Source organism: Haloferax denitrificans ATCC 35960 (assembly GCF_000337795.1).
Classification (GTDB): domain Archaea; phylum Halobacteriota; class Halobacteria; order Halobacteriales; family Haloferacaceae; genus Haloferax; species Haloferax denitrificans.
The window spans coordinates 21447-45902 of the sequence record NZ_AOLP01000012.1; the positions used below are offsets into that span (position 1 = coordinate 21447).

27 protein-coding genes and 1 tRNA gene are annotated in these 24456 nt (G+C 68.0%); 19 read left to right on the forward strand and 9 right to left on the reverse strand.

From position 1 onward, the window contains the following. Positions 1 to 92: 92 nt before the first annotated feature. On the forward strand, positions 93 to 341 hold the full coding sequence (locus C438_RS11920; protein ID WP_152421770.1) for a DUF4242 domain-containing protein: 249 nt from the start codon (positions 93 to 95) through the stop codon (positions 339 to 341). Between the two features lie 54 nt (positions 342 to 395). Here the strand turns inward: C438_RS11920 and C438_RS11925 are convergent, their stop codons facing one another. Further along, positions 396 to 1451: a hypothetical protein gene (locus C438_RS11925; protein WP_004969656.1), complete on the reverse strand. Its 1056-nt coding sequence runs from the start codon at positions 1449 to 1451 to the stop codon at positions 396 to 398. A 69-nt stretch (positions 1452 to 1520) separates the two neighbouring features. Beyond that, positions 1521 to 2261 carry a DUF1405 domain-containing protein gene (locus tag C438_RS11930; RefSeq protein ID WP_004969657.1) on the reverse strand — a complete coding sequence of 247 codons (741 nt, stop codon included), beginning with the start codon at positions 2259 to 2261 and terminating at the stop codon, positions 1521 to 1523. 172 nt (positions 2262 to 2433) lie between these two features. Between C438_RS11930 and pdxS the strand changes: the two genes are divergently transcribed. Beyond that, positions 2434 to 3342 carry a pyridoxal 5'-phosphate synthase lyase subunit PdxS gene (gene pdxS / locus C438_RS11935; protein ID WP_004969658.1) on the forward strand — a complete coding sequence of 303 codons (909 nt, stop codon included), beginning with the start codon at positions 2434 to 2436 and terminating at the stop codon, positions 3340 to 3342. Between the two features lie 101 nt (positions 3343 to 3443). Here pdxS and C438_RS11940 read toward each other — a convergent pair whose 3' ends face one another. Together C438_RS11940 and C438_RS11945 are read right to left on the reverse strand one after the other, a co-directional pair. After that, positions 3444 to 3947 carry a universal stress protein gene (locus C438_RS11940; protein ID WP_004969659.1) on the reverse strand — a complete coding sequence of 168 codons (504 nt, stop codon included), beginning with the start codon at positions 3945 to 3947 and terminating at the stop codon, positions 3444 to 3446. Between the two features lie 133 nt (positions 3948 to 4080). Next, positions 4081 to 4962, reverse strand: coding sequence for a homoserine kinase (locus tag C438_RS11945; RefSeq protein ID WP_004969660.1), 882 nt, complete (start codon positions 4960 to 4962; stop codon positions 4081 to 4083). A 165-nt stretch (positions 4963 to 5127) separates the two neighbouring features. On the opposite strand from C438_RS11945, the gene C438_RS11950 reads away from it, so the two are divergent. The 3 genes from C438_RS11950 (at position 5128) to C438_RS11960 (ending at position 8732) form a co-directional block, all read left to right on the forward strand. Continuing rightward, complete coding sequence (locus C438_RS11950; RefSeq protein ID WP_004969661.1) at positions 5128 to 6441, forward strand: NAD(P)/FAD-dependent oxidoreductase; 1314 nt, start codon at positions 5128 to 5130, stop codon at positions 6439 to 6441. Between the two features lie 150 nt (positions 6442 to 6591). Next, the gene (locus tag C438_RS11955) at positions 6592 to 7251 is read left to right on the forward strand and encodes a TetR/AcrR family transcriptional regulator (RefSeq protein WP_004969662.1); all 660 of its coding nucleotides are present in this window, start codon (positions 6592 to 6594) and stop codon (positions 7249 to 7251) included. Continuing rightward, positions 7248 to 8732 carry an MATE family efflux transporter gene (locus C438_RS11960; RefSeq protein WP_004969663.1) on the forward strand — a complete coding sequence of 495 codons (1485 nt, stop codon included), beginning with the start codon at positions 7248 to 7250 and terminating at the stop codon, positions 8730 to 8732. Before C438_RS11955 ends, C438_RS11960 begins: the two co-directional genes overlap by 4 nt. Positions 8733 to 8771: 39 nt before the next feature. On the opposite strand, the gene C438_RS11965 is transcribed toward C438_RS11960, so the two are convergent. Next, positions 8772 to 9413, reverse strand: coding sequence for a DUF6149 family protein (locus tag C438_RS11965; RefSeq protein ID WP_004969664.1), 642 nt, complete (start codon positions 9411 to 9413; stop codon positions 8772 to 8774). A 135-nt stretch (positions 9414 to 9548) separates the two neighbouring features. Here C438_RS11965 and C438_RS11970 point away from each other — a divergent pair, with 135 nt between their 5' ends. From C438_RS11970 to mptA, 6 genes are all read left to right on the forward strand, one after another. Beyond that, positions 9549 to 10457: a winged helix-turn-helix domain-containing protein gene (locus C438_RS11970; protein ID WP_004969665.1), complete on the forward strand. Its 909-nt coding sequence runs from the start codon at positions 9549 to 9551 to the stop codon at positions 10455 to 10457. A gap of 88 nt (positions 10458 to 10545) precedes the next feature. Next, complete coding sequence (locus C438_RS11975) at positions 10546 to 10932, forward strand: hypothetical protein (RefSeq protein WP_004969666.1); 387 nt, start codon at positions 10546 to 10548, stop codon at positions 10930 to 10932. 107 nt (positions 10933 to 11039) lie between these two features. Beyond that, the gene (locus C438_RS11980; protein WP_004969667.1) at positions 11040 to 12281 is read left to right on the forward strand and encodes an NAD(P)/FAD-dependent oxidoreductase; all 1242 of its coding nucleotides are present in this window, start codon (positions 11040 to 11042) and stop codon (positions 12279 to 12281) included. 213 nt (positions 12282 to 12494) lie between these two features. Next, positions 12495 to 12734, forward strand: coding sequence for a hypothetical protein (locus C438_RS11985; RefSeq protein WP_049918010.1), 240 nt, complete (start codon positions 12495 to 12497; stop codon positions 12732 to 12734). Between the two features lie 153 nt (positions 12735 to 12887). Next, positions 12888 to 13283 (forward strand): DUF7124 domain-containing protein, encoded by a 396-nt coding sequence (locus C438_RS11990; protein ID WP_004969669.1) that lies wholly within the window; start codon positions 12888 to 12890, stop codon positions 13281 to 13283. An 81-nt stretch (positions 13284 to 13364) separates the two neighbouring features. Beyond that, positions 13365 to 14291 (forward strand): GTP cyclohydrolase MptA, encoded by a 927-nt coding sequence (gene mptA, locus C438_RS11995; RefSeq protein WP_004969670.1) that lies wholly within the window; start codon positions 13365 to 13367, stop codon positions 14289 to 14291. 83 nt (positions 14292 to 14374) lie between these two features. Here the strand turns inward: mptA and C438_RS12000 are convergent, their stop codons facing one another. Further along, a complete protein-coding gene (locus tag C438_RS12000; protein ID WP_004969671.1) occupies positions 14375 to 15178 on the reverse strand; it encodes a TrmB family transcriptional regulator in 804 nt (267 codons plus the stop codon). Positions 15179 to 15265: 87 nt separating this feature from the next. Beyond that, positions 15266 to 16924, reverse strand: coding sequence for a DUF255 domain-containing protein (locus C438_RS12005; protein WP_049918013.1), 1659 nt, complete (start codon positions 16922 to 16924; stop codon positions 15266 to 15268). A 171-nt stretch (positions 16925 to 17095) separates the two neighbouring features. Here C438_RS12005 and C438_RS12010 point away from each other — a divergent pair, with 171 nt between their 5' ends. From C438_RS12010 to C438_RS12025, 5 genes are all read left to right on the forward strand, one after another. After that, positions 17096 to 17677, forward strand: a complete 582-nt coding sequence (locus tag C438_RS12010; RefSeq protein ID WP_007274504.1) for an FxsA family protein — start codon at positions 17096 to 17098, stop codon at positions 17675 to 17677. A gap of 180 nt (positions 17678 to 17857) precedes the next feature. Then, positions 17858 to 17931, forward strand: a tRNA-Ile gene (locus C438_RS12015). Positions 17932 to 18258: 327 nt separating this feature from the next. Continuing rightward, a complete protein-coding gene (locus C438_RS12020) occupies positions 18259 to 18447 on the forward strand; it encodes a hypothetical protein (RefSeq protein ID WP_004969674.1) in 189 nt (62 codons plus the stop codon). 181 nt (positions 18448 to 18628) lie between these two features. Continuing rightward, on the forward strand, positions 18629 to 18757 hold the full coding sequence (locus C438_RS20095; RefSeq protein ID WP_004042243.1) for a hypothetical protein: 129 nt from the start codon (positions 18629 to 18631) through the stop codon (positions 18755 to 18757). Positions 18758 to 18942: 185 nt separating this feature from the next. Further along, positions 18943 to 20625, forward strand: coding sequence for a DUF3604 domain-containing protein (locus C438_RS12025; protein ID WP_004969675.1), 1683 nt, complete (start codon positions 18943 to 18945; stop codon positions 20623 to 20625). A gap of 40 nt (positions 20626 to 20665) precedes the next feature. Here C438_RS12025 and C438_RS12030 read toward each other — a convergent pair whose 3' ends face one another. After that, a complete protein-coding gene (locus C438_RS12030) occupies positions 20666 to 21688 on the reverse strand; it encodes a sodium:calcium antiporter (RefSeq protein ID WP_004969676.1) in 1023 nt (340 codons plus the stop codon). Between the two features lie 69 nt (positions 21689 to 21757). Further along, positions 21758 to 22981, reverse strand: a complete 1224-nt coding sequence (locus C438_RS12035; protein ID WP_004969677.1) for a GNAT family N-acetyltransferase — start codon at positions 22979 to 22981, stop codon at positions 21758 to 21760. A gap of 139 nt (positions 22982 to 23120) precedes the next feature. On the opposite strand from C438_RS12035, the gene C438_RS12040 reads away from it, so the two are divergent. The 3 genes from C438_RS12040 to C438_RS12050 all read left to right on the forward strand — a co-directional run bounded on the left by C438_RS12040 (position 23121) and on the right by C438_RS12050 (position 24449). Continuing rightward, positions 23121 to 23342 carry a hypothetical protein gene (locus tag C438_RS12040; protein WP_049918016.1) on the forward strand — a complete coding sequence of 74 codons (222 nt, stop codon included), beginning with the start codon at positions 23121 to 23123 and terminating at the stop codon, positions 23340 to 23342. A 165-nt stretch (positions 23343 to 23507) separates the two neighbouring features. Then, complete coding sequence (locus C438_RS12045) at positions 23508 to 23759, forward strand: hypothetical protein (RefSeq protein WP_004969679.1); 252 nt, start codon at positions 23508 to 23510, stop codon at positions 23757 to 23759. A 159-nt stretch (positions 23760 to 23918) separates the two neighbouring features. Then, positions 23919 to 24449, forward strand: a complete 531-nt coding sequence (locus C438_RS12050; RefSeq protein ID WP_004969680.1) for a DUF5815 family protein — start codon at positions 23919 to 23921, stop codon at positions 24447 to 24449. The last annotated feature ends 7 nt before the right edge of the window (positions 24450 to 24456 follow it).

Consider the following 24456-nt stretch of genomic DNA (forward strand, 5'->3'; position numbering starts at 1 on the left):
CCAAGCAGGCGAGGTCGTGACGGTTATATCAGAATATTCTGGTAACTATCGAAGAACGGTTATGAGCTTCGGAGTGCTATACACTAGCAACCATGCCGCTATACATGGACGTCCACCGGAACGTAGAGGGAAGTGCGAAAGACGTCGCCGAGGCCCACCGCGCCGACCTCGAAACGCAGGGCAAGTACGGGGTGAACTACAAGCGCTACTGGGTCGACGAGACGGACGGCGCGGTGTTCTGCCTCTTCGAGGCACCGAACAAGGAGGCCGGGGCGAAAGTCCACGAAGAGGCCCACGGCCTCGTCGCCGACGAGATATTCGAAGTCCAGCAAGGCGAGTGAGCGCGGTCAGCGCACCCCTCGGCGCGTCCGTTTGACGCGACTGTTTTTCGGTTCTCAGAAGTCCAGCCCGGACGGGTCAGCCGACGGCACGAGCGGACTCGTCGGCAGTTCCGCCGGCGGGTCGGGGAGGTTGTACTCGCGGGGGGCCACGTCGTTCGGACCGCCGGGGTAGAACACCGACGCGAGCAGTTGGACGTGGTCACGGCCCACGTCGAGTTCGAACTGGCCGCCGCCGTACAGCGACATCCCGCGGGCGTCGGCGTACTCGATGGTGTCGAACAGCGACTCGACCGTGCCGAACCGCGAGGGCTTGATATTTAGCCACGACGGCTCAAACGGGAGGGTTTCGACTGATTCGACGCCGGTAATCGGGGCGTCCCACGAGACGCGACCTTCGTGGCCGTCGAACAGCGGACGCGTCTCGTCGGTGAACGCCGGGTCCTCGACGACGGCGTCGGGGAAACCCGACAGGACGCGCTCGTAGAGTTCCGGGTCCGGGGCTTGGTCCACCTCGGTTCCCTCGTACTGCCCTTTGAGGTCGAGGATGCGGACGCAGTCGCGCGCGGCGAGCGACGACACAAGCTCGTCGTGCCAATCAGTTGTCGGGTCGAGTTTGAACTCGCAGTCGGGGTCGCGGTCGAGGAGCGCCTCGACGCGGTCGGCCGACGGCGGGTCGCCGAGTCGGGTGCTCGCCACGAACCGAACCGGGTCGCGCTCGCGGCCGGCGGCGGACGCGAGGTCGGTGTCGGCCTGTCGGAGCGCGAGGTCGAGGCCGGCGGATTCGAGCGCCCAACGCCGGTAGTGTTCGGCCGTCTCGCGCTCGGGCGGTTTCGTCGGGAACAGGTCGACGCCGTCGAGCGCCGCGGAGAAGTCGGCGAAGGAGTCGTAGCGTCCGGCGAGGTCGAAGGCGTCCGCGGGCGCGTCCGCGAGGGCGTCGTGGTCCTCGGCGTCGTACGTCACGTCCTCGCCGCGGCCGACCGCGCCGTCGCCGGCGAGCGAGAACACCGTCGTCTTGCGGAGAAAGCCGCTCGACGTGTCGCTCTCGAAGCGGTCGCGGGAGACGGACTCGACGGTCACCGGGAGGTCGGCCACGCGGTCGAAGAGGCTCATGGCTCGTCGGTTGGGCGCGCCGAGGCAAAAGGCTACGTCCGACTCAGTCGATGGCGCGTCGTTTTCCGGTCAGTCGATGACGCCTCGTTCGAGCTTTGCGACCCGCGTCGCGAGCGCGAGGAACGTCGCCGCGACCGTCAGGAGGACCGCGCCCGCCGCGGCGTACTCGTGGGCGGGCGAGACGTGCTGGACGACGCCGTCGACGATTGGCTCGGCCGGGATGAGCGTGTGATGCGGCGTGCCGGCGATGGGGACGAAGTAGTCCACGAGGTCGTTGAGGGCGTACCAGCCGACCGCGACGAGGACGGCGAGAGACGGGAACTCGGCGTACCGCTGGATGAGAAACGCCTCGACGACCATGGCGAGGTGGCTCCAAAAGAGGAAGTTGTACATCGCCCAGTGGAGGTACGAGAAGTCGGCTTTGAACGCGAGGAGGACGTACGGCGTCCACAGCCCGAGTTTGAGACAGCCGAAGAACGCGAGGGCGTTGACGTACTCGTTCGAGCGCCCGAGTTTCCAGAGCGCGAGCGACAGCGCGATGAACAGCGTGGCGACGGGGCTGTCGGGGACGAGCGGCCACATCGCGGTCGGCTCGAGGCCGAACTGGTAGCCGTAGTACCAGAAGCCGAAGGCGGTCCCGACGAGGTTGATGACGACCACGAGCCACGCGATGTTGAGGCCGAAGTTCTCCAGCCACTCCGGCAGGGGCGCGAGCCACCGCGGGAGGTCGGCTCCCGCCGGGAGATTGTCGTCGGCGAAGAGTCGGCGGGGGTCGTCGAGCAGTCGGCGCAGTCGGGTCGCCGCGTCCATACCCACGCCGAAGCGGGGGGGCACAAAAGTGGTGCCGGTCTCGGTGACCGCGGCCGGAATCGCGGTGCTACGACGACCCGAGCCACCGACCGAGAACCACATCCTGTGCGGAATGCGAACGGTTGACGGATGGAAGCGACCGCTTAAGTGAACCCAGTCGCAACCGACGGATATGCCAGAGGAGACCGACCTGGAGGAGCTTCGGCGCGGGACCGAACTCGTCAAGCGCGGGTTCGCCCAGATGCAGAAGGGCGGCGTCATCATGGACGTCGTGGACGCAGAGCAAGCGAAAATCGCCGAGGAAGCCGGCGCGGTCGCCGTCATGGCGCTCGAAGCCGTCCCGGCCGACATCCGCAAGCGCGGCGGGGTCTCACGCATGGCCGACCCCGAGACGGTCAAAGAGATCATCGACGCCGTCTCCATTCCGGTGATGGGGAAGGCCCGCATCGGCCACTTCACCGAGGCACAGATTCTCGAATCCATCGGCGTGGACATGATAGACGAGAGCGAGGTGCTCACCCCGGCGGACAACGACTACCACATCGACAAGCGCGAGTTCACCTCGCCGTTCGTCTGCGGCGCGCGCAACCTCCCCGAGGCGCTCCGCCGCATCAACGAGGGCGCGGCGATGATTCGCACCAAGGGCGAGGCCGGCACGGGCGACGTGAACCAGGCCGTCACCCACCAGCGCACCATCAAACACCAGATTCGGTCGCTGACCGGCCTCAACTTCGACGAGCGCGAGAAGTGGGCCCGCGAGCACGAAGCGCCCGCCGAACTCGTCCACGAGACGGCCGAGATGGGTCGCCTGCCGGTCGTCAACTTCGCGGCCGGCGGCATCGCCACGCCCGCGGACGCCGCGCTCATGATGTACCACGAGTGCGACGGCATCTTCGTCGGCTCCGGCATCTTCGGCGCGGAGGACCCCGAACAGATGGGCGAGGCAATCGTCGAGGCCGTCAACAACTGGGACGACCCCGACACGCTCGCCGACATCGCCGCCGGCATCGGCAAGGGCATGAAAGGCGAGGCGAACGTCGGCATGGCCGACGAGGACAAACTGCAGGGTCGCGGCGTCTAACGCGGCGACGCCCGGCGGACGACGACTGACTCACCGTCTCGGTTTTCGATTCCGATTCCGATTCCGATTCCGCTTTTCTCTGTCTCGGCGCGACGCCCGTCTCAGGCGAGGAGTCCCGACTTCCCCTCTTTTTTCCCCTTCGCGTCGTCGGACGACTCCTCGCCGAGGAGGACGGTGACCGGACCGTCGAAGTTGAGCATGACCGACTGCGTCATGTCCCGAGAGATGAGCTTCCCGGCGGGCGACCGGCGGCGACCGGCGATAAAGAGGTGGTCACAGCCCTCCCAGCGGGCCGTCTCTAAGATGGTGTCCGCCTCGGGGCCGATGTCGGCGACGATGCGGTAGTCGAGGTCCAGCCCCTCGAACGCCTCGCGGGCGACGCGCTTGGCGCGGCGGGTGGCCGACTCGATAGCTTGGTCGATGCCGTACACCACGTCCGGGGAGCCGACGCTGGCGAGCGCCGAGCGGGTCCGCTCGAACTCCTCGTCGGGGAGGACGGTGAGGACGACGAGCTCCGCGCCGCTCCCGGCGGCGAGTTCGCCGGCCTCGCGGAGGATTCGGTGCGACCGTTCTTCGGGGGAGACGACGACGAGTGCTCGTTCCATGATTCGAATATATCGTGATAGTGAGAAAAGTCTTCTCGGAATCGTGTTACCAGCGACCGCGATAACGCGTTACAGTGGCTCAGAAACGATGAAAACCGAAATCCGAGTGTGAGTGTGGTTCGCTCTGTACCACTCAGGATTCGAATACTTCTGCCCCGCGACCGACCCGCGTCTTGTAGGCGCGGGCGTCCACGTCCGCCTCGTCGAACGCTTCGAGCATCGCGCCGGCGACGCGGGTGCGGTCGGCGGCTTGGCAGACGCCGAGGACCGACGGGCCGGCACCGGAGACGGTGACGCCGGTCGCGCCCGCGTCGAGGGCGGCCTCGCGGACCTCGTGGTAGCCGTTGATGAGTTCCGCTCGCGCGGGCGTGACGACGCGGTCGTCCATCCCCGCGCCGACGAGGTCGGCGTCGCGGCGGCACATGCCAACCGCGAGGGTCGCCGCCCGGCCGACCGTGTGGACCATGTCCTCGATGCTGGCGTCGCTCGGGACGACGCGGCGGGCGTCGCGGGTCGAGACGGCGATTTCGGGGAGGCAGGCGACGAGCGGGATGTCGGCGTCGACGGTCGTCACGCCCTCGTCGGTCGCGACGGTGAAGCCGCCGAGGAGCGCGGGCGCGACGTTGTCGGCGTGGGCCTCGCCGGAGACGACCGCCTCGCCCTCGGCGGCGACGGGGACGAGTTCCTCGCGGGAGAGGCCGCGGTCGTACAGTTCGTTCAGCGCGAGGGCGGCGGCGGCCGAACTCGCCGCCGACGACCCGAGGCCGGACGACGGGCGGACGCCCTTGTCGATGCGGATGTGCGCGGGGGCGTCGAGCGCCTCCGCGACCGCGCCGACGACGTTCCGGTCGGGGTCGGTCGGGATGTACTGACTTCCGACGCCGGTCACTTCGATCGTCGTCCGGTCCGCCCGTTCGACGTGCACGATGTCGGCGGGGCGGTCGAGAGCCACGCCGAAGACATCGAACCCACTTCCGAGGTTGGCGCTCGTGGCGGGTGCGCGGACCGTAACCATGCCCCGCTGTTGCCTTATCGCAGATAAAAATGTGGCGAACGTCGCAACCGACCCCCGTCTCGGTCACTCGGCGGCCGCGATGATGCGCCCCGCGGTCGCCGACTCCGACGGCGGCGCATCCGGCCAATCAGAAAGGACTTTCCACCCGACGCCGAACGTCGGGGCATGATAGGCATCGTCGGCGGCGGCATCGCGGGCCTCGCCGCGGCGTACCGACTCCAGAACCGGGGTCACGACGTTCGAGTCTTCGAGGCGGCCGACTCCCTCGGCGGCCTCGCCGCGACCTACGAGACGGACGGCGACGACATCGAGAGGTTCTACCACCACCTCTCGAAGTCCGAAGAGACCATCGTCGAACTCGCCGGGGAACTCGGCCTCGAAGACGACTTGGAGTGGCGCATCGGCAAGAACGCCTACTACGTCGACGGCGTCGTCCACCCGCTGGACACCGCGTGGCAGATCGCCGCGTACCCCCACATGAGCCTCTACGACAAGTTCCGCCTCGGGATGCTCACCCTCGGCGTCGACGTGCGCGGGGGCGTCCCCGACTTCGACGCCTACGAGGACCTCGCCGAGTACGAACACACCCCCATCGAGGAGTTCGTCGTCGAGCACACGACCCGGGGCGTCTACGACAACTTCGTCGACCCGCTCCTCGACGGGAAGTTCGGCGAGCGCAAACACGACGTGTCGGCGTCGTGGTTCCTCGGACGCGTGCGCTTCCGCGGCGAGCGCGACCTGCTCCGCGGCGAGAAACTCGGCTACTTCGACGGCGGCTTCGCCCCCTTCATCGACGCGCTCGTCGAGGCGGTCGGCCGCGAGCACATCGAAACCGGCGCGCGCGTGACCGAACTCGACACCGCCGGCGAGGAAGTCTCGTCGCTGACCGTCGAGACCGACGACGGGACCGAGACCCACGAGGTCGAGTCGGTCGTCGTGGCGACGATGCCGAACGTGCTCGAAGACCTCACGGGCTTCCCCTGCGACATCGACTTCCAGGGGGCGGTCTGCGGGCTGGCGACCATGTCGGAGTCGCTGATGGACACCTACTGGCTCAACATCGCCCACGACGCGCCGTTCGGGTCGCTCATCGAGCACACGAACTTCGTGCCGAAAGAGCGCTACGGCGGCGACCACCTGCTGTACGTCGCCAGTTACGTGCAGGGGCCGCACGAAGAGCTCTGGCAGATGAGCGACGAGGAGGTCGAAGACGCGTGGTTCGACGAGATAGAAGACATGTTCCCCGACTTCGACCGCAGAGCGGTCGAGGAGTTCAAAATCGCGCGTAACCCCCGCGCCGGCCCGGTGTACGAGCGGGGCTATCTCGACCTCGTGGTCCCCTACGACCTCGGCGACGACGTTGCCGAGGGCGTCTACTACGCCGGCATGGCCTCCGAAGCGCAGTACCCCGAGCGGTCGCTGAACGGCGGTATCGTCGCCGGCTACGAGGTCGCAGACCGAATCGACCGGAGCCTGTAGCGGCGTCGGCTCCGAGTTTCGAGGCTCTTCTCACCCGCTCGCGGCGCTCGCGCCGTGCCGCGTTCTCTCGTGCCGCGCAGTCGCACACTTACCGGCAAACGGTTTCCCGTTCGCAACCCCTTTTTAAGTGGCTGACTGACTAGTCAGTTAGTGAGTGCAGACGAAACGCCGGACCAGTCGGTCCCCGACGAGGTCCACGAAGAACTGATGGCCGCGACCTACCGGGCGCTGTGCGCCCACGGCTACGCGGACCTGACGATGCAACGAATCGCCGACGAGGCCGGCAAGAGCAAGTCCCTCCTCCACTACCACTACGGGACGAAACAGGAACTGCTCGTCGCCTTTCTCGGCTACCTGTTCGACCGCTTCGAAGCGCGGGTCGCCGCGACCGAGGGCGACGCCCCCGAGACGCGCCTCCGGGTCCTCCTCGACAAGATGGTCCCCGGCGCGGACGACGACCGCGACTACGACCGCTTCGGCCTGGCGCTCAACGAACTGCGGACGCAGGCTCCCTACGTCGAGGCCTACCGCGAGCAGATCGCCCGCAACGAGGCGGTCATCCGCCGCCGGCTCGCCGACATCATCCGCGAGGGCGTCGAGAAGGGTGACTTCCGCGAGGTCGACGCCGACCGGACCGCGTCGCTCCTCTTCGCCGCGCTCGACGGCGCGCGCCTCCAGCGCGTCGCCGTGACGGACCCCTCGGGCACCGAGACGGCGAGCCAGTCCGCTTTCGACGCGCCGACCGAGGTCCGCGCCGCGCTCGACGAGTTCGTCGTCGAGAACCTCGTGCGCGAGGGGGGCGACGAATGAGCGCGAAGGCCCGGGACGTCAACCTCGTCGACGGCGACCTCGTCAAGCCGATGTTGGTGCTGTCGCTCCCGCTCGTCTTCTCGCAGATCATGCAGGTGGCGTACAACCTCGCCGACACCTTCTGGGTCGGCCGCGTCGGCTCCGAGGCCGTCTCGGCGCTGTCGTTTTCGTGGCCGCTCGTCTTCCTCATGATTTCGTTCGGCGGCGGCTTCACCGTCGCGGGGACGGTCCTCGTCGCCCAGAACAAGGGCGCGGGCAACCACGACGAAGTCGACCACGCCGCCGGCCAGACCCTCGGGTTCGTCATCCTGCTCTCGGCCGGGTTCGCGGTCATCGGCTATCTGTTGACGCCGATACTGCTCCCGCTCATCGGGACGACGCCCGGCACGGAAGTCCACCAGTTGGCGGTCGACTACACGCGCACTATCTTCTTCGGCGTCGCGTTCATGTTCGGCTTCTTCATCTTTCAGGCGCTCCTCCGCGGGTGGGGCGACACGAGGACGCCGATGTACCTGATGGCGCTCGGCGTCGTCATCAACGTCTTCCTCGACCCGTTTCTCATCCTCGGGTTCAACTCGAACCCGATATTCGGCCTCGTCGGCCTCGAAGGCCTCGGACAGTCGCTTTTCGCCGCGACCGGCTTCACCGGCTTCGGCGTGCAGGGCGCGGCCATCGCCACGGTGTTCTCCCGCGGCGTCGGCGCGCTCGTCGGCTTCTGGCTCCTGCTGTCGGGGCGGGTCGGCATCAGCCTCTCGCCGCGCGACCTGATTCCGGAGCGCGAGACGGTCGAGCGCATCGTCCGCATCGGCGCGCCGTCGAGCATCGAGCAGTCGACCCGCGCGCTCGGCGTGACCGCTCTCACGGCGCTCGTCGCCTACGCCGCCGTCAACGCCGGCGGGGCCAGCACCGAGACCGCGGTCGCCGCGTTCGGTATCGGCAACCGCCTCAACTCGCTCGTCTTCCTGCCGGCAATCGGCCTCGCGCAGGGGACCTCGACGGTCGTCGGCCAGAACCTCGGCGCGGACCAGCCGGACCGCGCCGAACGCGCCGTGTTCTGGGGTATCGGCATCATCGTCTCCGCGCTGGTGTTCGTCTCCGCCGCCGCGTACCTGTTCGCCGAGCCAATCGTCTCGGTGTTCATCCCCGGCGAGGCGGAGGTCATCGCCATCGGCGTCGACTACCTCCGCATCATCGGCCCGACGTTCCTGTTCCTCGGGGCGTTCAACGTCGTCAACGGCGGGTTCCGCGGGAGCGGCTCGACCCGGACGGCCATGGTGTTCTCGCTCATCTCGCTGTGGGTGCTTCGCATCCCCGCGGCGTTCGTCCTCGTGGAGTTCTTCTCCATGGGGCCGACCGGCATCTGGTACGGCATCGCCTTCTCGAACGTCGGAGTGGCGATTCTCGCCTTCGCGTGGTTCACCCGCGGGACGTGGAAAAACAGCGTCGTCGACGTCGGCCCCGCCGTGCCGACCGACGACTGAGCGGGAACCGCCCCCGCGCGGGCCTCCGAGCGACCCCTCTTAGGCGGTCTTCTCGTCGGTTCGGTCGACGTCCTGCATCCCCGGCGCGGCCGACACGTCCACGTCTTCGGGCTCGTCGGTCCCGCCGACGCCGACCTCGCCGGAGTCGTCTTCGACGTACACGTCGTCGGCGAAGCCGCCCTCCGCGTGGGGGTGGTCCGGGTCGTCGAGTTTGTCGAGCGTCGCGGGCGCGTCCGGGATGTCGATGGTGCGGAACTCGCCCAGCGGCTCCGCGATGTCGATGCCGTGGCGCTCGAAGAACTCCTCGTAGCGCTCGTAGTGGGCCTCGATTTCGTCCACCGGAATCTCCATCATCTCGGTCCAGCCGTGGTTGTAGAAGTCGAAGTTGGCCTGGACGTGGGTTATCTCGCGGGCCTCGGCCTCGGGGTAGCCCGCGTCGAGCGCCGCGATGTAGGTGTCGAACGTGCACTCGAAGAACGCCGCCATGTGGTCCTCGCGCTCGTCTCTGCGGTCCGGGTCCGCGCGCTCGCCGAAGATGCGAACGTGGAGGTCCACCATCTTCTCGGTGGCGATGTCGCCGATGACCGGCATCGTGAGGGCCTTCTTCGTCGCGAAGTGGCGGATGTTCTGGCGAATCTTCATTTCGTCGTCCGCTTCGGGTCGAATACACGTAAAGACCACGTCTCCGGGGGCGTCGGTGTCGCGCGTCCCGCGGGCGACGCCGTGGGTCCCCCCGGCGCGAGTCGGGCGCGAGTCGGGCCTCCCGAACGAGATTTCACGACGTGATTTAATGCGCCTCGACCGTATGTGAGGGGTATGAGCGACTCCGCATCCGTCGGCGAGGACTCGGTCCTCGACTGCGACGACTGCATCTCTCCGGCCGAAGCGTTCGGCATCGTCGCCGACGAGACCCGACTCACCATCCTCGAAGCGCTCTGGGAGTCACCCGACCGCCCCGTCCCCTTCTCCGAACTCCGCCGCCGGGTCGGCGTCGACGACAGCGCGCGGTTCAACTACCACCTCGGAAAGCTCCGCGGCCAGTTCGTCCGCAAGACCGACGAGGGCTACGACTTCCGGCACGCCGGCGAGAAGGTCGTCCGCGCCGTGCTCGCGGGGACGTTCAACGAAGACCCCGTCCTCCCCGCCTTTTCGGCACCCGGCTCCTGCGTCGCCTGCGGCGGCTCGCTCGAAGCCGACTACGGCGACGAGAAACTCACTATCTCCTGTGCCGACTGCGCGCGCACCCACGCCCACGAGGAGTTCCCCCCCGGCGGCCTCGAAGGCCGCAGTTCCGAGGCGCTCCTGTCGGCGTTCGACCAGCGCGTGCGACACCTCCACTGCCTCGCCGCCGACGGCGTCTGCCCCGAGTGCGGCGGGACGACGAGCACCTCGCTGACCCGCGAGGCCGACCCGTTCGACCTCGACGTGGTCGTGACCCACCGCTGTGCCCAGTGCGCCTACGAGGCCGTCTCCCCCGTGGGACTGGTGCTCCTCGACGAGTCGACCGTCCTCGGCTTCCTCTCCTCGCGGGGCAACGACGTGTGCGGGACGGCCTTCTGGCGGTTCCCGTGGGTCGTCGGCGACGACGCGCTCACCGTCGTCTCCGAGGAGCCGTGGCGCATCCGCGTCCGCATCGAACAGGACGACGCGGCGCTCGTCGTCGAACTCGACGGCGACCTGTCGGTCGTCGACTCCGCGGTCGAACCTGTTGATGAAATTGCATAAGTGCGCTCCGGTAAGCCCGCTTACAGAAATGTAATTCAGATTACTACTTTGGTGTGGGCGGTCGTCTCTCCAGACGAGGAGAACGACCATGGTCAACGACACTCACCTCGGCCGCGGCGACGTGCGAGAGACGATGCCGCGGCGGTTCGGGACGCTTTGGGAGACCGCTCTCGTCGCGGTCGCGGCGGTTATCGGCGTCTTCGCGGCGGGCGTCACTGCGACGCTCGTCGCTCCGGTCGCCCCGGGACTCGGCTTCGTGGCGCTGTTCCTCGGGTGGCCGCTCGGATTCGCCGTCGGCGTCGCCGGCGTCCGCGGGACCGTCCGCGCGGTCGCCGCCAGCGCCGTTCTCGACCGCGTCCGCGGCCTCGTCGGCGACGCGCCCGCTCGCGGCGGCGACGACGCGGCGTCGGCACCGTCGGAGTGCCCCGCGGCCACCGACGGCGGCTTCGCCGAGCGGGTCGGTGAGACGCAGTAACGCTCGCGATTCGGCTCCCGTCTCCCCATCTCGCCCCGTTTTCCGCCTGCGAAACAATCATGAGGGAGATAGCAATCCACATTAACCCCGAATACAAACGTCGGGTCATGAGCCAATCGTACGTGATCGTCGGCGACGGTATCGCCGGGGCCTCAGCGGCTGAGACACTCCGCGAAGAGGAACCCGACGCCGACATCACCATCATCACGGACGAGGGCGAACCGCTGTACAACCGCATTCTCATCAAGGAATTCGCCAAGGGCAAACTGCCCGAGGCCCCCATCTCCATCCACGACGAGTCGTGGTACGACGACCGCGACGTGGACCTCGAACTCAACACGCTCGTCACGGACATCGACCCCGAGGGCCACACCGTCACCGCCCACGACGGCACCGAGTACGACTACGACAAACTCCTCCTCGCCATCGGCGGCACGCCGACCCAACTCCCCGTCGAGAACTCCGACGCCGAGGGCATCCACCACTTCTGGACGTTCCAGGACGCCCGCGACATCAAAGAGCACATCGAGGGCGCGGACAACTCCGTCGTCATCGGCGCGGGCCTGCTCGGCATCGACCTCGCGGCCATCACGGCCGCTCAGGAGGTCGAGGGCAAGTATCTCATGCGCGGCAAGGCGTGGTGGCGCTACGCGCTCTCCGAGGAGGGCGCGGAAATCATCCACGAGGCGCTCCGCGAGCGCAACGTCGAACCCGTCTTCGACTCCGGCGTCGACTACTTCGAGGTCGACGAGAACGACCGCGTCACGACCGCCGTCGACCCCAACGGCGACCGCTACGACGCCGACTTCGTCGGCATCGCCATCGGCCTGAACTTCAACACGGAGATTCTCGGTGGCACCGACATCGAGTACGACAACGGCATCTACACGGACGAGTTCATGCGGACGAACCACGACGACATCTTCGCGGCCGGTGACATCACCGAGTTCCACGACCTCATCCTCGGCGACCGCGCCCAGAACGGCGCGTGGGGCTCCGCCAAAGAGCAGGGCACCATCGCGGCCAAGAACATGGTCGACTACGGCTCCGAGGAGTTCCGCTGGGTCTCGTCGTACTCCATCACCCACTTCGACTTCCCGTTCCTCTCGTTCGGCCACCCGACGCTCGGCGACGACCACGTCGAGGCCAAGTACTCCGACACCGAGTGGCGGCGCCTCGCCATCAAGGACGGCAAAATCGTCGGCGGCGTCCTCATCGGCGACCTCTCGCCGCAGACGAAGTACAAGAAGCTCATGCGCGAACAGGTCGACGTGAGCGGCCAGAAGGAGGTCCTCGTCAAGCAGGACTTCCAGCTCGACGACCTCGAAGGCGCGGCGGCCGAACAGTAACTCGGGACCCGCTCCCGCTGTTTTCACCCGGCCAGCCGCGTCTGCGCGTGTTCCGCTCGGTCCGGCTCGGGCCCGACCGCGTCCGCGGTTCGCTCGCTTCCGTTTTGGCTCTCTTTCGTCCGGCGCGCTCACCGTCGCCAGCCCGCCCGTTCCCTCGTCGTCCCACGCCCCAACGGCCAAACATTTATCTCTCTCCATGGAGTGTGTTACCACATGTCATCAAAAGACGGACAGCAACCGTCTTCTCCGGACGCCACCGCGCCGCCGACCGTCGCCCCCGTCTCCGACGTCCCGCCCAGCGTGCGCGTCCACCACTTCGACGAGTTGAGCGAGCGGACCCAACACGCGCTTGCGACCGCCAGCCCCGCCGGGTCGCTCGACATCGACCCGGCCACCTCGCGGCTCTCGCGGGGCGACGTCGTGGTGTTCACCGACTACGTCCGCGTCAAGTAATTTCTCTGCGCACGCCCCGTCGCCCGCGTTCGCAACCCGTCTCGGTCGCCGTCGAGCCGTCGGTCTCCCGCTCGCGGACGGCCGGGACCGAAGTCGTTTTCCACGCGTCGCCGCCTATCGCCGGGTATGGCAACAGGTGGCGGCCAAGGAACGATGACGCTCGCGTTCGAACTCTCCGCGCTCAAGCGGCTCGGCGACCCGAACGCGGCGTTTTCGGACGCGCGGACGTGGACGAAGTACATCGGCGTGGTGAGCGAGAAGCCGACCTACGTCGTGACGAACTTCACCCGGAAAGAGCGCATCCGGCAGGACTTCTTCTCCGGCCCGCGCGGCGTCAAAGAGAGCCTCGAAAACGTGATGCGCCAGTTCGACACCGACCGGCACGTCTTCGTCGGCACGTCCGACGAGGACCGCGCGGTGGCCGAAGAGACCGGCTGGGAGTACCTCCCCGTCGAGGACGCCGCCGAGGCCGCCGAGTGGGTGCTCGCCGGCGACGACGACGCCCCCGCCGACCCCTTCGAGGACGAGGGCCGCGACGACTGGCCCTAGTCGGAACACAGCGGCGCGTTCGCCCGCGATTCCGTTCCCCTATCGAAAGCACTAATCAGCAACGGCACTTCTTATTCTCCGATGAGTCACCAGTTGCCTGACGTACAGGCCTCCCAGCCGGACGTGACCGTCGGGCTGAGCCAGGTCGGCGTCACGGGCGTCGAGAAGCTCGTCAAGATAGCTCGCGACGGGAAGCGACCCCTCGTCTTGATGGCGGAGTTCGAAGTGTTCGTCGACCTCCCCGGCGGCCGCAAGGGCATCGACATGAGCCGAAATATGCAGGTCATCGACGAGGTTCTCGAAGCCGCCGTCTCCGAGCCGGCCTACCGCGTCGAGGACATGTGCGGCGACGCCGCCGAGCGCCTCCTCGCCAAACACGAGTACACGACGACCGCCGAGGTCAGCATGACCGCCGAGCTCGTCGTCCGCGAGGACACCCCCGCCAGCGGCCTGTCCACCCAGAGCACCGCCCAAATCATCGCCAGCGCCACCGCGACCGACGAGGGCACCCGCGAGGAAATCGGCGCGGAAGTGGTCGGCATGACCGTCTGTCCCTGCTCGCAGGGCATGTCCGCCTCCCGCGCCCGCGACGTGTTACAGGACCTCTCCGTGGACGACGACACCATCGAGGAGTTCCTCGACAAGGTGCCCCAGCCGGGGCACTCCCAGCGCGGCCACGCCACGCTCACCGTCGAGACGGAGGGCTCGCCCGAGGTCGACCTCATGGACCTCATCGACATCGCCCGCGACTCGATGTCGGCGCGCATCTACAACCTCGCAAAGCGCCCCGACGAGGACCACATGACCTACCACGCCCACGCGAACGCGAAGTTCGTCGAGGACTGCGTCCGCTCGATGGCCGAGATGTCCATCGACGCGCTCGACCACCTCGGCGACGACGCGGTGGTCCACATGAAACAGTCGAACGACGAGTCGATTCACCAGCACAACGCCCACGCCGAGCGCGAGGTGACGCTGGGACAGCTCCGCGACGAACTCGACGCCTGAACGCTCTCGACGCCCGAGACGCTCGTTTTTCGAATCCCGTCCCGTACTCGATTTTCAGTTCCCGTTTCCGCCGCCGCGAGCCGCTACAGCGAGAACGGTGCCGCTTCCTCCCAACGCGGGTCGAACGTCGCTCGGAGGTCGGCGGCGAACTCTGGGTCTTTCAGGTCGATCATGGCGAACGCCCGGCCGGGGTCGAGAGGGTTCGGCACCTCGATACAGACCTCCACGTCGTCGATGAGGTTGAACACGCCCGTGACGTTCTCCGCGGTGCGCGCGCGGAAGTTCGACCTGCTCGACAGCCGGTCCATGTAGCTCTGGCCGACGCTCTCGGGCAGGCTGTCGACGAGGCCGGGCGACATGAGCATCGACACTTCGACCCCGCGGTCGAGCGCGGCCTCCAGTTCGTCGACGACGAGGTCGCCGACGGCGTCGAGGTCGAACTGCGGCGAGGGCGTCCCGGCGACCATCGCGAGCGAGTCGTCGGCCGCCGCGAGGCGCTCGACGAGCAGGTCGATGGTCTCGTCCGCGCCGACCGCGGCCGTCCAGAACTGGTCGTGGACCGGCTCCGCGGCGTCGAGTTCGTCGGTCAGCTCGGCGACGACGTTCTCGTACTGTTCGGCCTTCTCGGCCAGCTCTTGGCGCTTCGATTCGAGCAGGCGGTCAAGCGCCGTGTCGGGCTCGACGGCGACGTACTTCTTCGGCCGGCTGGCCGCCTGACTCCGGATGAGGTGGTACTGTTCGAGGCTGTTCAGCACGTCGTAGACGCGGCCCATGGGAACGTCGCTGGCGCGGGATAACTCCTTGGCCGTCGTCGCCCCCGTCCGCAGGAGCGCGCGGTAGGCCCGGGCTTCGTACTCGGAGAGCCCGAGGTCTCGCAGACTGGTCATGCACCGTCCGTCACGTTTCTCCTTGATAAACAAACCGGATGTTTACACCCGAGTTCGGTTGCCGCCGGTCGCGGTCAGGGGTTGGAGTCAGGCGTCGGGCGTGACTGACGACACCGCCTGCATCAACTCCTCGGGAGTGGTTGCCTCCACCGTCGTCTCGCCGGCGCTGACGCGCGCGGTCCCGGCGGCGAGGTCGGCGGCGTCGGCCTCGGGGACGACGAGCGCCTCGTGGTCCGCGACGCGGAGCGCCGCCCGGTGGAGGTCGGAGCCGACCCCGTCGTTGAGTTCGACGACGAGCGGGTCGCGGAGCAACCGCGCCGCGACGGTCCCGTAGGCGGCGACCTGCACGCCGATGCGGTCCCACGCGCCCGCGAACGCGGCGACGGTCTCCTGTGCCACCTCGCGGTAGCGCTCGTCGCCCGTGAGCGCCGCGAGGTCGAGAAGCGCGTTCGCCATCTCCACGTTCCCGTCGAGCGGGCGGAGCGGCGACGACAGGAGCGCCTCGCCGCTCGCGGGGCCGTCGAGGAACGAGCCCTCGTCGAACAGTTCGTCGATGGCGGCGTCGGCGACCGCGGCGGCGAGTTCGAGCACCGGTTCGCCCGCCACCGACTCGCCGCCGAGCACCTGCCGGGCGCGACAGGCCGCGGCGACCACGCGCGCTTGGTCTTCGAGCAGGAGTTCCTCACCCGCGTCGCCGCCGGACCGGAAGTGGGTCACGACGCCGTCGTCGACGAGGTCCTCGGCGACTCGCGAGAGCGCGCGAGAGCCGAACTCGCGGGCCCGTTCGTCGTCGGTGAGGCCCGCCAGCACCAACAGCGCGTCCGCGGCGAGGGCGTTGCCGCCGGCGTACACCGTGAGGTCGGTCCGCGGGCCGGGGGCGTTGTCGCGGCCCTCCTCCCCGAGGAGGTAGTAGTCCGTTCCCGCCGCGGGACCCATGCTCCCGGCGAAGCCGGTTCCGGTCCACAGCGAGTCCACGAGGAAGTCGGCGGTCCCCGCGGCCGGGTCGAGGTAGGCGTCCTCGCCGGTGTAGCGGTAGCCGTTTGCGAACGCCCGCAGGAGCGCGGCGTTCGATTCGAGCGTCTTCTCGCGGTTCGGCTTCGACCACGCGGCGTCGTCGGCGTAGCGGAAGAAGCCGCCCTCGACGGGGTCGTACAGGCCGTCGCGAACCGCGTCGAGCGACCGGAGCGCCCGGCTTCGGTCGCGCTTCAGCGCGAACTCGACGGTCCGCGGGAGCGGGAACTTCGCGGCGTCGCCCCAGCCGCCGTGGGCCTCGTCGAAGGCGACTTCCAACTGGCCGGCGAGGTGCGATTCGATCTGCGGCGAGACCTCGCCCGCGGGCGGGAGGTCGCCCCTGAGCGCCCGCGGGAGCCGCCCGGCCTCTGCGCCCTTCTTCTCCCACACCTCGCGCACGCGGTCGATGACCTGCCGCATGCCGTCGGGGCCGATGAACGTCGCGCCCGTGATGGGGTGGCCGTCGGGCGCGAGGAAGACGGTCGAGGGGAACCCGCCCATGTTGTACCGCTCGCGGATGCGCGGCTGGCGGTCCACGTTCACCCGAATCGGGACGAAGCCGTCGTTGAGATTGGCCGCGATGCGCGGCTCGGCGTACGTCTCGGCGTCCATCTCGTGACAGTCCTCGCACCACGTCGCCGACAGCGAAAGCAGAATCGGCTTGTCCGCCGCTCGCGCCTCGGCGAACGCGTCGGGGCCCCACTCTCGCCATTCGACGCGCGTCTCGTCGGTCATGTCCACCCATCCGCGGTGGACGCGGGTAAGCGCTTCGAGCCCTCGTGGCACGACCGGTCGCCGTCGGCGGGTCGCGCGAGCTCCTCGACGACCGTCGCGGACGGATTCGGGAGACCGACGCGCCGCGGGCGGGACAAAAGGGCTATGGGCCGCGACCCGGTAGTGTCGCTCATGCGAACGCGCACGCTGATGGCGCTCTTGCTCCTCATCCCCCTCTCCGACGCGTTGCTACTCGTGGTCGTCGCGCAGTACATCAACCTCGTGCCGACCGTCGCGCTCGTCGTCCTGACCGGGCTCGTCGGGATGCTCATCGTCCGCGCCGAGGGGCGACACACCCTCAGAAGCCTCCAGTCGAAGTTCGCCGGCGGCGACCTCCCGACGAACGAGGTCATGGACGGCGGCCTGCTCATCGCCGCGGGCGCGTTCCTCCTCACGCCGGGGCTCGTCACCGACACCATCGGCTTCCTGCTCGCCATCCCCGTGACTCGGTACCCCATCCGCGAGGTGCTCAAGCGCTTCGTCGTCAAGCCGTACCTCGACAAGCGCGCCGACGGCTTCGTCACCGGCAACGTCTGGACGACCGGCTTCCCGCAGGGCGACTTCGGTCCCGGCGGCCCCGGCGGCTCGCCCGGCCCGAGCGGCGGGAGCGGTTCCGGCGGAAGCGGCAGTAGCGGGAGTAGCGGTGGTGACGGCGTCTACGACGCCGACCCCGACTCCTACCGCTTCGACGGTGACCGCAACGACTCCACGTAGCGCGTCTTCTCCGCTCTCGCGTCGGCTGTTCCGGTGTTTCATCCGCGTAGCCACGCGATTGCCGCGCGTTTCGAGTCCCGCAATCGACCGACGGCGACGACATTCACTAACACGCACCAACGCGCCTCCGAAAAGAAAGTCTTAAAATCAACAGCGCACAACGAGTGAATGCGCTTACCTGGGCCAATAGCTCAGTCAGGTTGAGCGCTCGGCTGATAACCGGGAGGCCCGCGGTTCAAATCCGCGTTGGCCCACTCCCATCGATAACGTTTCGTTGCCGATGCGAGTCAGGGGCTGAAACTCCCCGGCCACCCAACTTCTGCGGATACCACTGACCGAGAGAACGTTCGGTCTGTCGTTCGTGCCGTCGGGACGAATCAGCGACGAAGCCTCGACTCCGCCGACCGAGCGGCGACTGTCTCGGTACAGAGAATCACTAATGTCTGACCCAAATACCTGCTTATTCAGCTCAATATCGACCCTATTTGCACAGAATCGTCTGCATTTATCGGCACATGACTGGTCGAACGGGCGAATACAGAGAAAGCTATATCACGCGATAGATTGTGGTACCGAATAACATGGAATACGAACTCACCTGTCTGTACGGGTGCGGCCACACCTCCACGGCCGACTCCCGCGAGAGCGTCGGCGTTCTCGTGATGGAACACATGGACGACGAACACGACACGCCCGTCGACCCGCTCGAAGTGGGCGAACTCGCGTTGAAGCGCTTCGACGGCGCGTCGCTCCGGCAGGCGCGGCAGTAGCGAACATTCCGGTTTCTGTCACGTCTTCCAATCCGAGTTTCTCTCGGAGATAACCGTCTCACGACCCCGAGCGGCGGCGCAGTCTTCCGATTTCTCGATTCGAGGTCCCGCGGCCTCGGACAAATTTACTCAGTTCTGTATCCCAGTAGTATTAAATCCGTACACGCCATACGTGTTGGTGATGCCAACCATCGACGTCTCCGAACACCTGTACCGCCAGATTGAGTCCGCCGCCGACGGCGAGGACCTCGACGCGGCGATGTGGAAGATGGTCGGCCGGTACCAGCGCGGTAACACGCCCGGCGACTAACAGGATTCGGACCGACCCCGACCCCCCGACTGCGCGTGCAGTCGTCATCAACCTCGCTCGCCGCGACTGCCCTTTCCGCGGCGAGTCCGTTTTCCGTTTTCTGAGCGACTGCTCCCGAGAGTGGCTTCGATATCCGACTCCCGTCGGCCTCGTCCTTCTTTAGCGACGCGTTCGTACTCCCTTACGTGTTCGACGCCGAACCCCCCGGCACCCTCGGGAAGTTCGCGGAGACGATGCGCGTGTTCGCCGAGCGGCGGCCGTCAGTCCGCGACCTGTTGCGCAGTCGAACCGGCTCGCTCGACCGCGTCCACGCGGTCCTCCCGTCGACCGTCGCCGTCGGTGAATCCCTCGACCTCACGGTGCAGGCGTGGGACGAGTACGAGCGGCTTCACGGCGCGTACGACGGCGACCTGCGGGTGTCTGCGACCGACGATAGCGCGACGTATCCCGACCGCGTCTCCCTCGCCGGCGACGACGAGGGGTACGTCAGACTCGCCGACTCCGTCTCCTTCGAGACGCCCGGCGTCCACTACCTGACCTTCTCGCGGCCCGGCTTCGATGAGCGGTACGTCTCGAACCCCGTTTCCGTCTCCGCCGACTCCCCCGACGAGCGCGTCTACTGGGGTGACATCCACCTGCACTCGCGGCTCTCGGACGGGACGGGGAGCCTGCGGAAGGGCTATCGGTTCGGCCGTGACGCGATGGACCTCGACGTAGTCGCCTACACCGACCACGACACGATGGGGTTTTTCATCCCGCCGTCGCTCCAGCGCGCCCTCATGCACGGGTGGTACTTCGACCGCTCGCGCCGCGTCGCCGAGCGGTTCAACGACCCCGGCGAGTTCGTGACGCTCGTCGGCTACGAGTGGACGAAACAGCCCAACTGCGGCGGCCACGTCAACGTCTACTTCGAGGACGCCGACGACGCCGTCCTTCTGGACTCCCGCGGCGGGACGACCGACACCTACGAGAAGCTCTGGAGCCGACTCCGCGAGTTCGAGTCGACCCGCGACTCGCGGGTCGTGACGATTCCGCACCACCCGACCGAGCGCATGTATCCGTTCGATTTCTCGGCCGTCGAGTACGACGACGAACTCGCGCCGCTCGTCGAGGTGTACTCGCAGTGGGGGTCCGGCGAACTCCCGGGCGACGAGGGGAACCCGTTCCCGCTGGCGATGGGCCGCGGCGAGGCCGACGAGCCGGGTCACTTCGTCCGCGACGCGCTCTCGATGGGCCACCGAGTCGGTCTCGTCGCGGGCGCGGACTACCACGGCCCGCACCCCGGCCACTCGCTCATCCACGCCGACCCGCACCTTCCCTCGCTCCGCGAGTGGGTCGACGACGGCGTCGGCTGGTCGAGCATCTGGCGCGTCTGGAACGAGCGGAGCTACCCGGGCGGTCTCTCGGCGTTCCGCGCGCCCGAACTCACCCGCGAGGCGGTGTTCGAGAGCCTCCGGAGCCGCCGCGTCTACGGGACGACCCAGCCGCACCGCATCCTCGCGTCCCTCTCAGTCGGCGGCGTCGAACCGGGCGAGAACGACAGTTCACTCCGCCTCGATGCCCGCGACGAGCCCCGCAAGGTCGAAGTTGAGGTCGCGGGGACCGCCCCGCTCGAACGCGTCGAGGTCGTCAAAAACGGCGAGACGTGGCGGTCGCACGCGATTACCTCGGACCCCGACGCGCCGCTTTCGGCGTACACGGCGACCGTCTCGTGGACCGACGACGACCCGGTCGAGGGGACGGTCTGGGACGACGACCGGCGCTCGGCGGCCGACGCGTACTATCTCCGGGTCACGCAGGTCCCGCGTGACTGCGAGTTCCCCGGGACCGCGTGGGCGGGCCCGGTCTGGGTCGAACCGCCGGACTGAGCCGACGTCGCGGCGGTCGCGCTCGCGACCGGTCGGCCTCTCAGCCGAGGACGCTCGTCACGCCGAGGCTTTCGGCGACCAGCCACGCGACGAACAGCGCGTAGGTCGCGAGAAGGACGTACGACTCGCCGCGCGTCAGTGCCATCTCGGTCCGGAGGACGGCGAAGAAGACGACCGACGCGCCCGTGAGGAAACTCATCATCGGCACGACCTCCTCGAAGTTGATGACCGCGCCCCCGGCGACGAGGATGCCGACCGGGAGGGCGACGAGGAGCGCGAAGACGTTGCTCCCGAAGACGTTGGCGAGGCTCATCGGCGCGTTGCCCTGCCGGGCGGCCGCGACGCTGACGAACGTGTCCGGCAGGCTCGTACCGGCGGCGACGACCGTCAGCCCCCAGAGGAACGGCGACGTGCCGAAGGCGTCGCCGAGGCCGACCGCCGCGCGGACGAGCAGTTCGGCCCCGACGAGGATGACCGCGAGCGACCCGACGAGCGCGAGCCACTCGCGGGCCGGGCTCACGTCGTTGACGACGGCGGTGAGTCCCGCGCGGTGCTCCAGCGTGTCGTGGTACTGCATGAACAGATACAGCCCGTACAGCCCGAGCGGGATGAGCGCCAGCGAGCGCGTGACGAACCCGTCGAGGCCCGCGGTGTCGGCGGCGGGGCTGTAGATGACCGCGAGCGAGAAGGTGAGCACGAGGACGGCGATGGAAAGCAGGTAGAACTGCGCCTCCTTGTAGACGAGGTCGCGGTTCGAGGCGAGCCGCTGGCCCTCGCCGACGAGCGCCGACACCGCCGGGATGATGAGGATGTTGTAGACGGCGGAGCCGACGACCGCGCCGACGCCGATGTCGAACGACTGGTACCGGAGCGTGGCGATGACGATGCTCGATAGCTCTGGGAAACTCGACCCGACGGCGGCGATGATGGCCCCCTGCACGATGGCGGGAAGCCCGTAGTACGCGCCCAACCGGTCCGAGGCCTGCACGAGCATGTCGCCGCCCTTCCACGCGAGAATCGCGCCGGCGACTGTGAATCCGACGAGAATCGGAACTGATGCCACGCCCGGACTTCGGCGGCCGGTGAGAAAAAACCCGACCCGGTCGGGTGGCGGGCTCGACGCTCCGCTCGCTCAGAACCCCTCGCGCAGGTAGCGGTCCCGCTCTGTGAACACCGAGGCGAGGGCGTCGGCCGCCTCCGCATCAGCGACCGAGAGGCGGTCGGTGCGGGCGAGCGCCTCGACGGCCCGAGCGCCGACGAGGAGTTGCGAGAGCGCCCCGATTTCGACGGTCGCGTCGGGGTCGGCGTCGCGGCCGACCGATTCGACGCTCGCCTCGCCGTCGGTGACGACGAGGCTGAACGGGCCGTTGTTCCAGTCGCATCGGCCGTCTTCGACCGCGAGGAAGAGGTCGCAGGCGGCGTCGACGGGGAACGTGACGGCTTCGAGGGCCGCCGGAACGTCCACGATGCGGACCATCGGCCCGGGCTTGAGTTCGACCGTCGCCGCCCGCGGGTCGGTCAGGTCGTCGATGAGCCGGGTCGATTCGCGTTCCGACGAGAGGACGACCTCGTCGACCTGTGAGTCGTGGTCCCGCAGGAACCGAAACAGCTGAGCGCGGGCCTCGGCGTCGACGGCGACGAGTTCGCCCACGGACAGCGTCCGCGACTCCCAGTCGCCGGTCACGTCGTAGACGACGTAGCCGCGGAGGTCGCCGTCTCGCTCCCAGCCGTAGACGAACGGGTCGTCTTCCCACCCGCGGAACAGCCGGTGACGAATCCAGCCCTCGCTTCGGTCCACCGCGAGGTCCTCGGTCGCCGCGGCCGCGTACACGTCTTTGACCCGCTCCCAGTCGTCGGCGTCGAGTCGGACGAACTCCCCGGCCGGGCCGGCGGCGACCGCCCCGAGTTCGTCGGGCGGCACCGTCGTCTTCGCGTAGTTGTTCGCGGTCGCCCAGCCGAACCGGCGGTAGAAGGCGTACTCGAACGGCCAGAGCGCCGAGAGATACCGGCCGGTGTCGCGGAACTCCGCGAGGAGGCCGTCGAGCATCGCGGCGACGTGGCCCTGCCGGCGCGCCTCCGGCGGCGACGCGACCGCCGAGATACCGGGGAGCGGGTGCCACTCGCCGCGGACGCGAGCCGTGAAGTCGTAGAAGGCACAGACCGTCCGGAGGTCGGCCGCGTCGAGGTCCTCGACAGCCGCGTCGGGCGGGGCGTCGTAGAACCCCCGCGGGCGGTGGTTCTCCGGGTCGGGCAGTCGCTCGTTCGACCAGTCGGGGCCGTTCTCGGGGCGGAAGGCGTAGTTGAGGAACTCGCGGTACGTCTCGCGGTGCTCCTCGGGCAGGGGACGGAGATGCATACCCGCGGTGCGTCGGGGGACGATATAGGTTTTCGGTGCCGCGGGCGCGCAGTCGAGCGATTCGGGCGCGTCGGGACCGGGGTTCGGGGTCGCTCTCGGAACCGTGCGATTCACGTCGCCTCGGCCCCGAGTGGCGCTCATGAGCGAGACGAAGCAGTCGTTTCTGTCGCGGGGGAACCTCCTTCTCGCGGCGGTCGTGACGCTCGGCATCGTCCTCCCGGGGGTGGCTCGCCGCCTGCTCGGCGAGGCCGGCTACAACGGCCTCGGGATGCTCGTGTTCACGCTCGGCTACGCGGGGATGGTGTTTATCGTCTGGTACGGGTGGCTTCGGCCGCTCGACATCACCGGTCCGTCCGGGTAGTCCGCCGCCGCGCGTCGGAGGTCACCCCGCGTCGACAGCGGTGTTCGCCGCGCGTCGGGACCGCACCGACCCCCCGTCGGCCCCAATATCCGGGGGTTCGACCGCCGGTTTCCAACGAGAATAACGGAACTTTGATAGTCGATTCGAACCGACCGAGAAAACAAGATGCTTCCCCTTCAGCTCGTAGACACCTTCCTGCTCGACTACAACATCGGGCAGGCGCTGTTGCTCGTGTTCATCCTGTCGACGGTCGGAACCCTACCGCTGAAGTCCCGGCACGTCCTCGGCATCAACGCCACGCTGTTCGGGCTCATCTTCCTTCTGACCCCGGTGACGCTGGGCAAGCCGCACTACATGTTCCTCGGCATCACGCTCCTCATCGTCGGCCCCATCGTCTACGTCTCGGGCCGTCGCTGAGGGGACGCCCGCCGCGCGTTTCGCATCGAGCCGCCGCCGTTTTTCGCCGACAGTACGACGGACCGACCGACCGCGACTGACCTTCCGTGTCATCTCGTTCTGCGCGCGCCGATTCCGAAGAACGCGACGTTTAAACGGCGAGAACCGCAACCCACGGGTATGTCTGAACCGAGCGTTCCCGGCGGCCGCGGGGCCGTCTTGGACCTCCCCTGCGGCGAGACGAAGCGCGTCCGGGAACTCGACTTGGGCAAACGGGAGTTCGACTGTCCGTGCGGCGACAGCCACGCCGTCGTCATGGACGTCCACCCGCCCGACCGCTTCCTCCCGGAGTTCCTCGTCGAAATCCTGCAGGAGACCATCGAGACCACGAGCGACGACATGCCCGAGTTCGGGACGGCCCACCTCATGGGTATCGTCCTCGAAGAGTTCCCCGAGGCCGTCGTCTCCGAGGACGTCTCCGAGGACGGCGAACTCGGCGCGGGCATCGTCTGGGTGACCGATTTCGACTCTCGACGGCTCCACGAGATAATCGTCGAGCTCGTCGTGGAACTGATGGAACACGCCGTCAGCCACGCCGACGACGACGACGTCGTCTCGGAGTTCGAGTCGAAGATGTTGCAGTTCGACGTGAGCGAGTTCGTCGACCAGTACCGCGCCCAGCGCGACCTCGACCCCGAACCGTACATGTAGCGCCCGG

Excerpts from the sequence above, each read along its gene's own strand:
- C438_RS11985 (WP_049918010.1), top strand. The coding sequence starts at position 12,495 with ATGTCATCAAAAGACGGACAGCAACCGTCTTCTCCGGACGCCACCGCG.
- C438_RS11990 (WP_004969669.1), top strand. The coding sequence starts at position 12,888 with ATGACGCTCGCGTTCGAACTCTCCGCGCTCAAGCGGCTCGGCGACCCG.
- C438_RS12005 (WP_049918013.1), bottom strand. The coding sequence starts at position 16,924 with ATGACCGACGAGACGCGCGTCGAATGGCGAGAGTGGGGCCCCGACGCG.
- C438_RS12020 (WP_004969674.1), top strand. The coding sequence starts at position 18,259 with ATGGAATACGAACTCACCTGTCTGTACGGGTGCGGCCACACCTCCACG.
- C438_RS12045 (WP_004969679.1), top strand. The coding sequence starts at position 23,508 with ATGCTTCCCCTTCAGCTCGTAGACACCTTCCTGCTCGACTACAACATC.
- C438_RS11960 (WP_004969663.1), top strand. The coding sequence starts at position 7,248 with ATGAGCGCGAAGGCCCGGGACGTCAACCTCGTCGACGGCGACCTCGTC.
- C438_RS12035 (WP_004969677.1), bottom strand. The coding sequence starts at position 22,981 with ATGCATCTCCGTCCCCTGCCCGAGGAGCACCGCGAGACGTACCGCGAG.
- C438_RS11940 (WP_004969659.1), bottom strand. The coding sequence starts at position 3,947 with ATGGAACGAGCACTCGTCGTCGTCTCCCCCGAAGAACGGTCGCACCGA.
- C438_RS11970 (WP_004969665.1), top strand. The coding sequence starts at position 9,549 with ATGAGCGACTCCGCATCCGTCGGCGAGGACTCGGTCCTCGACTGCGAC.
- C438_RS11950 (WP_004969661.1), top strand. The coding sequence starts at position 5,128 with ATGATAGGCATCGTCGGCGGCGGCATCGCGGGCCTCGCCGCGGCGTAC.
- C438_RS11975 (WP_004969666.1), top strand. The coding sequence starts at position 10,546 with ATGGTCAACGACACTCACCTCGGCCGCGGCGACGTGCGAGAGACGATG.
- C438_RS12040 (WP_049918016.1), top strand. The coding sequence starts at position 23,121 with ATGAGCGAGACGAAGCAGTCGTTTCTGTCGCGGGGGAACCTCCTTCTC.
- C438_RS12010 (WP_007274504.1), top strand. The coding sequence starts at position 17,096 with ATGCGAACGCGCACGCTGATGGCGCTCTTGCTCCTCATCCCCCTCTCC.
- C438_RS11930 (WP_004969657.1), bottom strand. The coding sequence starts at position 2,261 with ATGGACGCGGCGACCCGACTGCGCCGACTGCTCGACGACCCCCGCCGA.
- C438_RS11925 (WP_004969656.1), bottom strand. The coding sequence starts at position 1,451 with ATGAGCCTCTTCGACCGCGTGGCCGACCTCCCGGTGACCGTCGAGTCC.
- C438_RS12050 (WP_004969680.1), top strand. The coding sequence starts at position 23,919 with ATGTCTGAACCGAGCGTTCCCGGCGGCCGCGGGGCCGTCTTGGACCTC.
- pdxS (WP_004969658.1), top strand. The coding sequence starts at position 2,434 with ATGCCAGAGGAGACCGACCTGGAGGAGCTTCGGCGCGGGACCGAACTC.
- C438_RS11920 (WP_152421770.1), top strand. The coding sequence starts at position 93 with ATGCCGCTATACATGGACGTCCACCGGAACGTAGAGGGAAGTGCGAAA.
- C438_RS11945 (WP_004969660.1), bottom strand. The coding sequence starts at position 4,962 with ATGGTTACGGTCCGCGCACCCGCCACGAGCGCCAACCTCGGAAGTGGG.
- mptA (WP_004969670.1), top strand. The coding sequence starts at position 13,365 with ATGAGTCACCAGTTGCCTGACGTACAGGCCTCCCAGCCGGACGTGACC.
- C438_RS11980 (WP_004969667.1), top strand. The coding sequence starts at position 11,040 with ATGAGCCAATCGTACGTGATCGTCGGCGACGGTATCGCCGGGGCCTCA.
- C438_RS20095 (WP_004042243.1), top strand. The coding sequence starts at position 18,629 with ATGCCAACCATCGACGTCTCCGAACACCTGTACCGCCAGATTGAGTCC.
- C438_RS12000 (WP_004969671.1), bottom strand. The coding sequence starts at position 15,178 with ATGACCAGTCTGCGAGACCTCGGGCTCTCCGAGTACGAAGCCCGGGCC.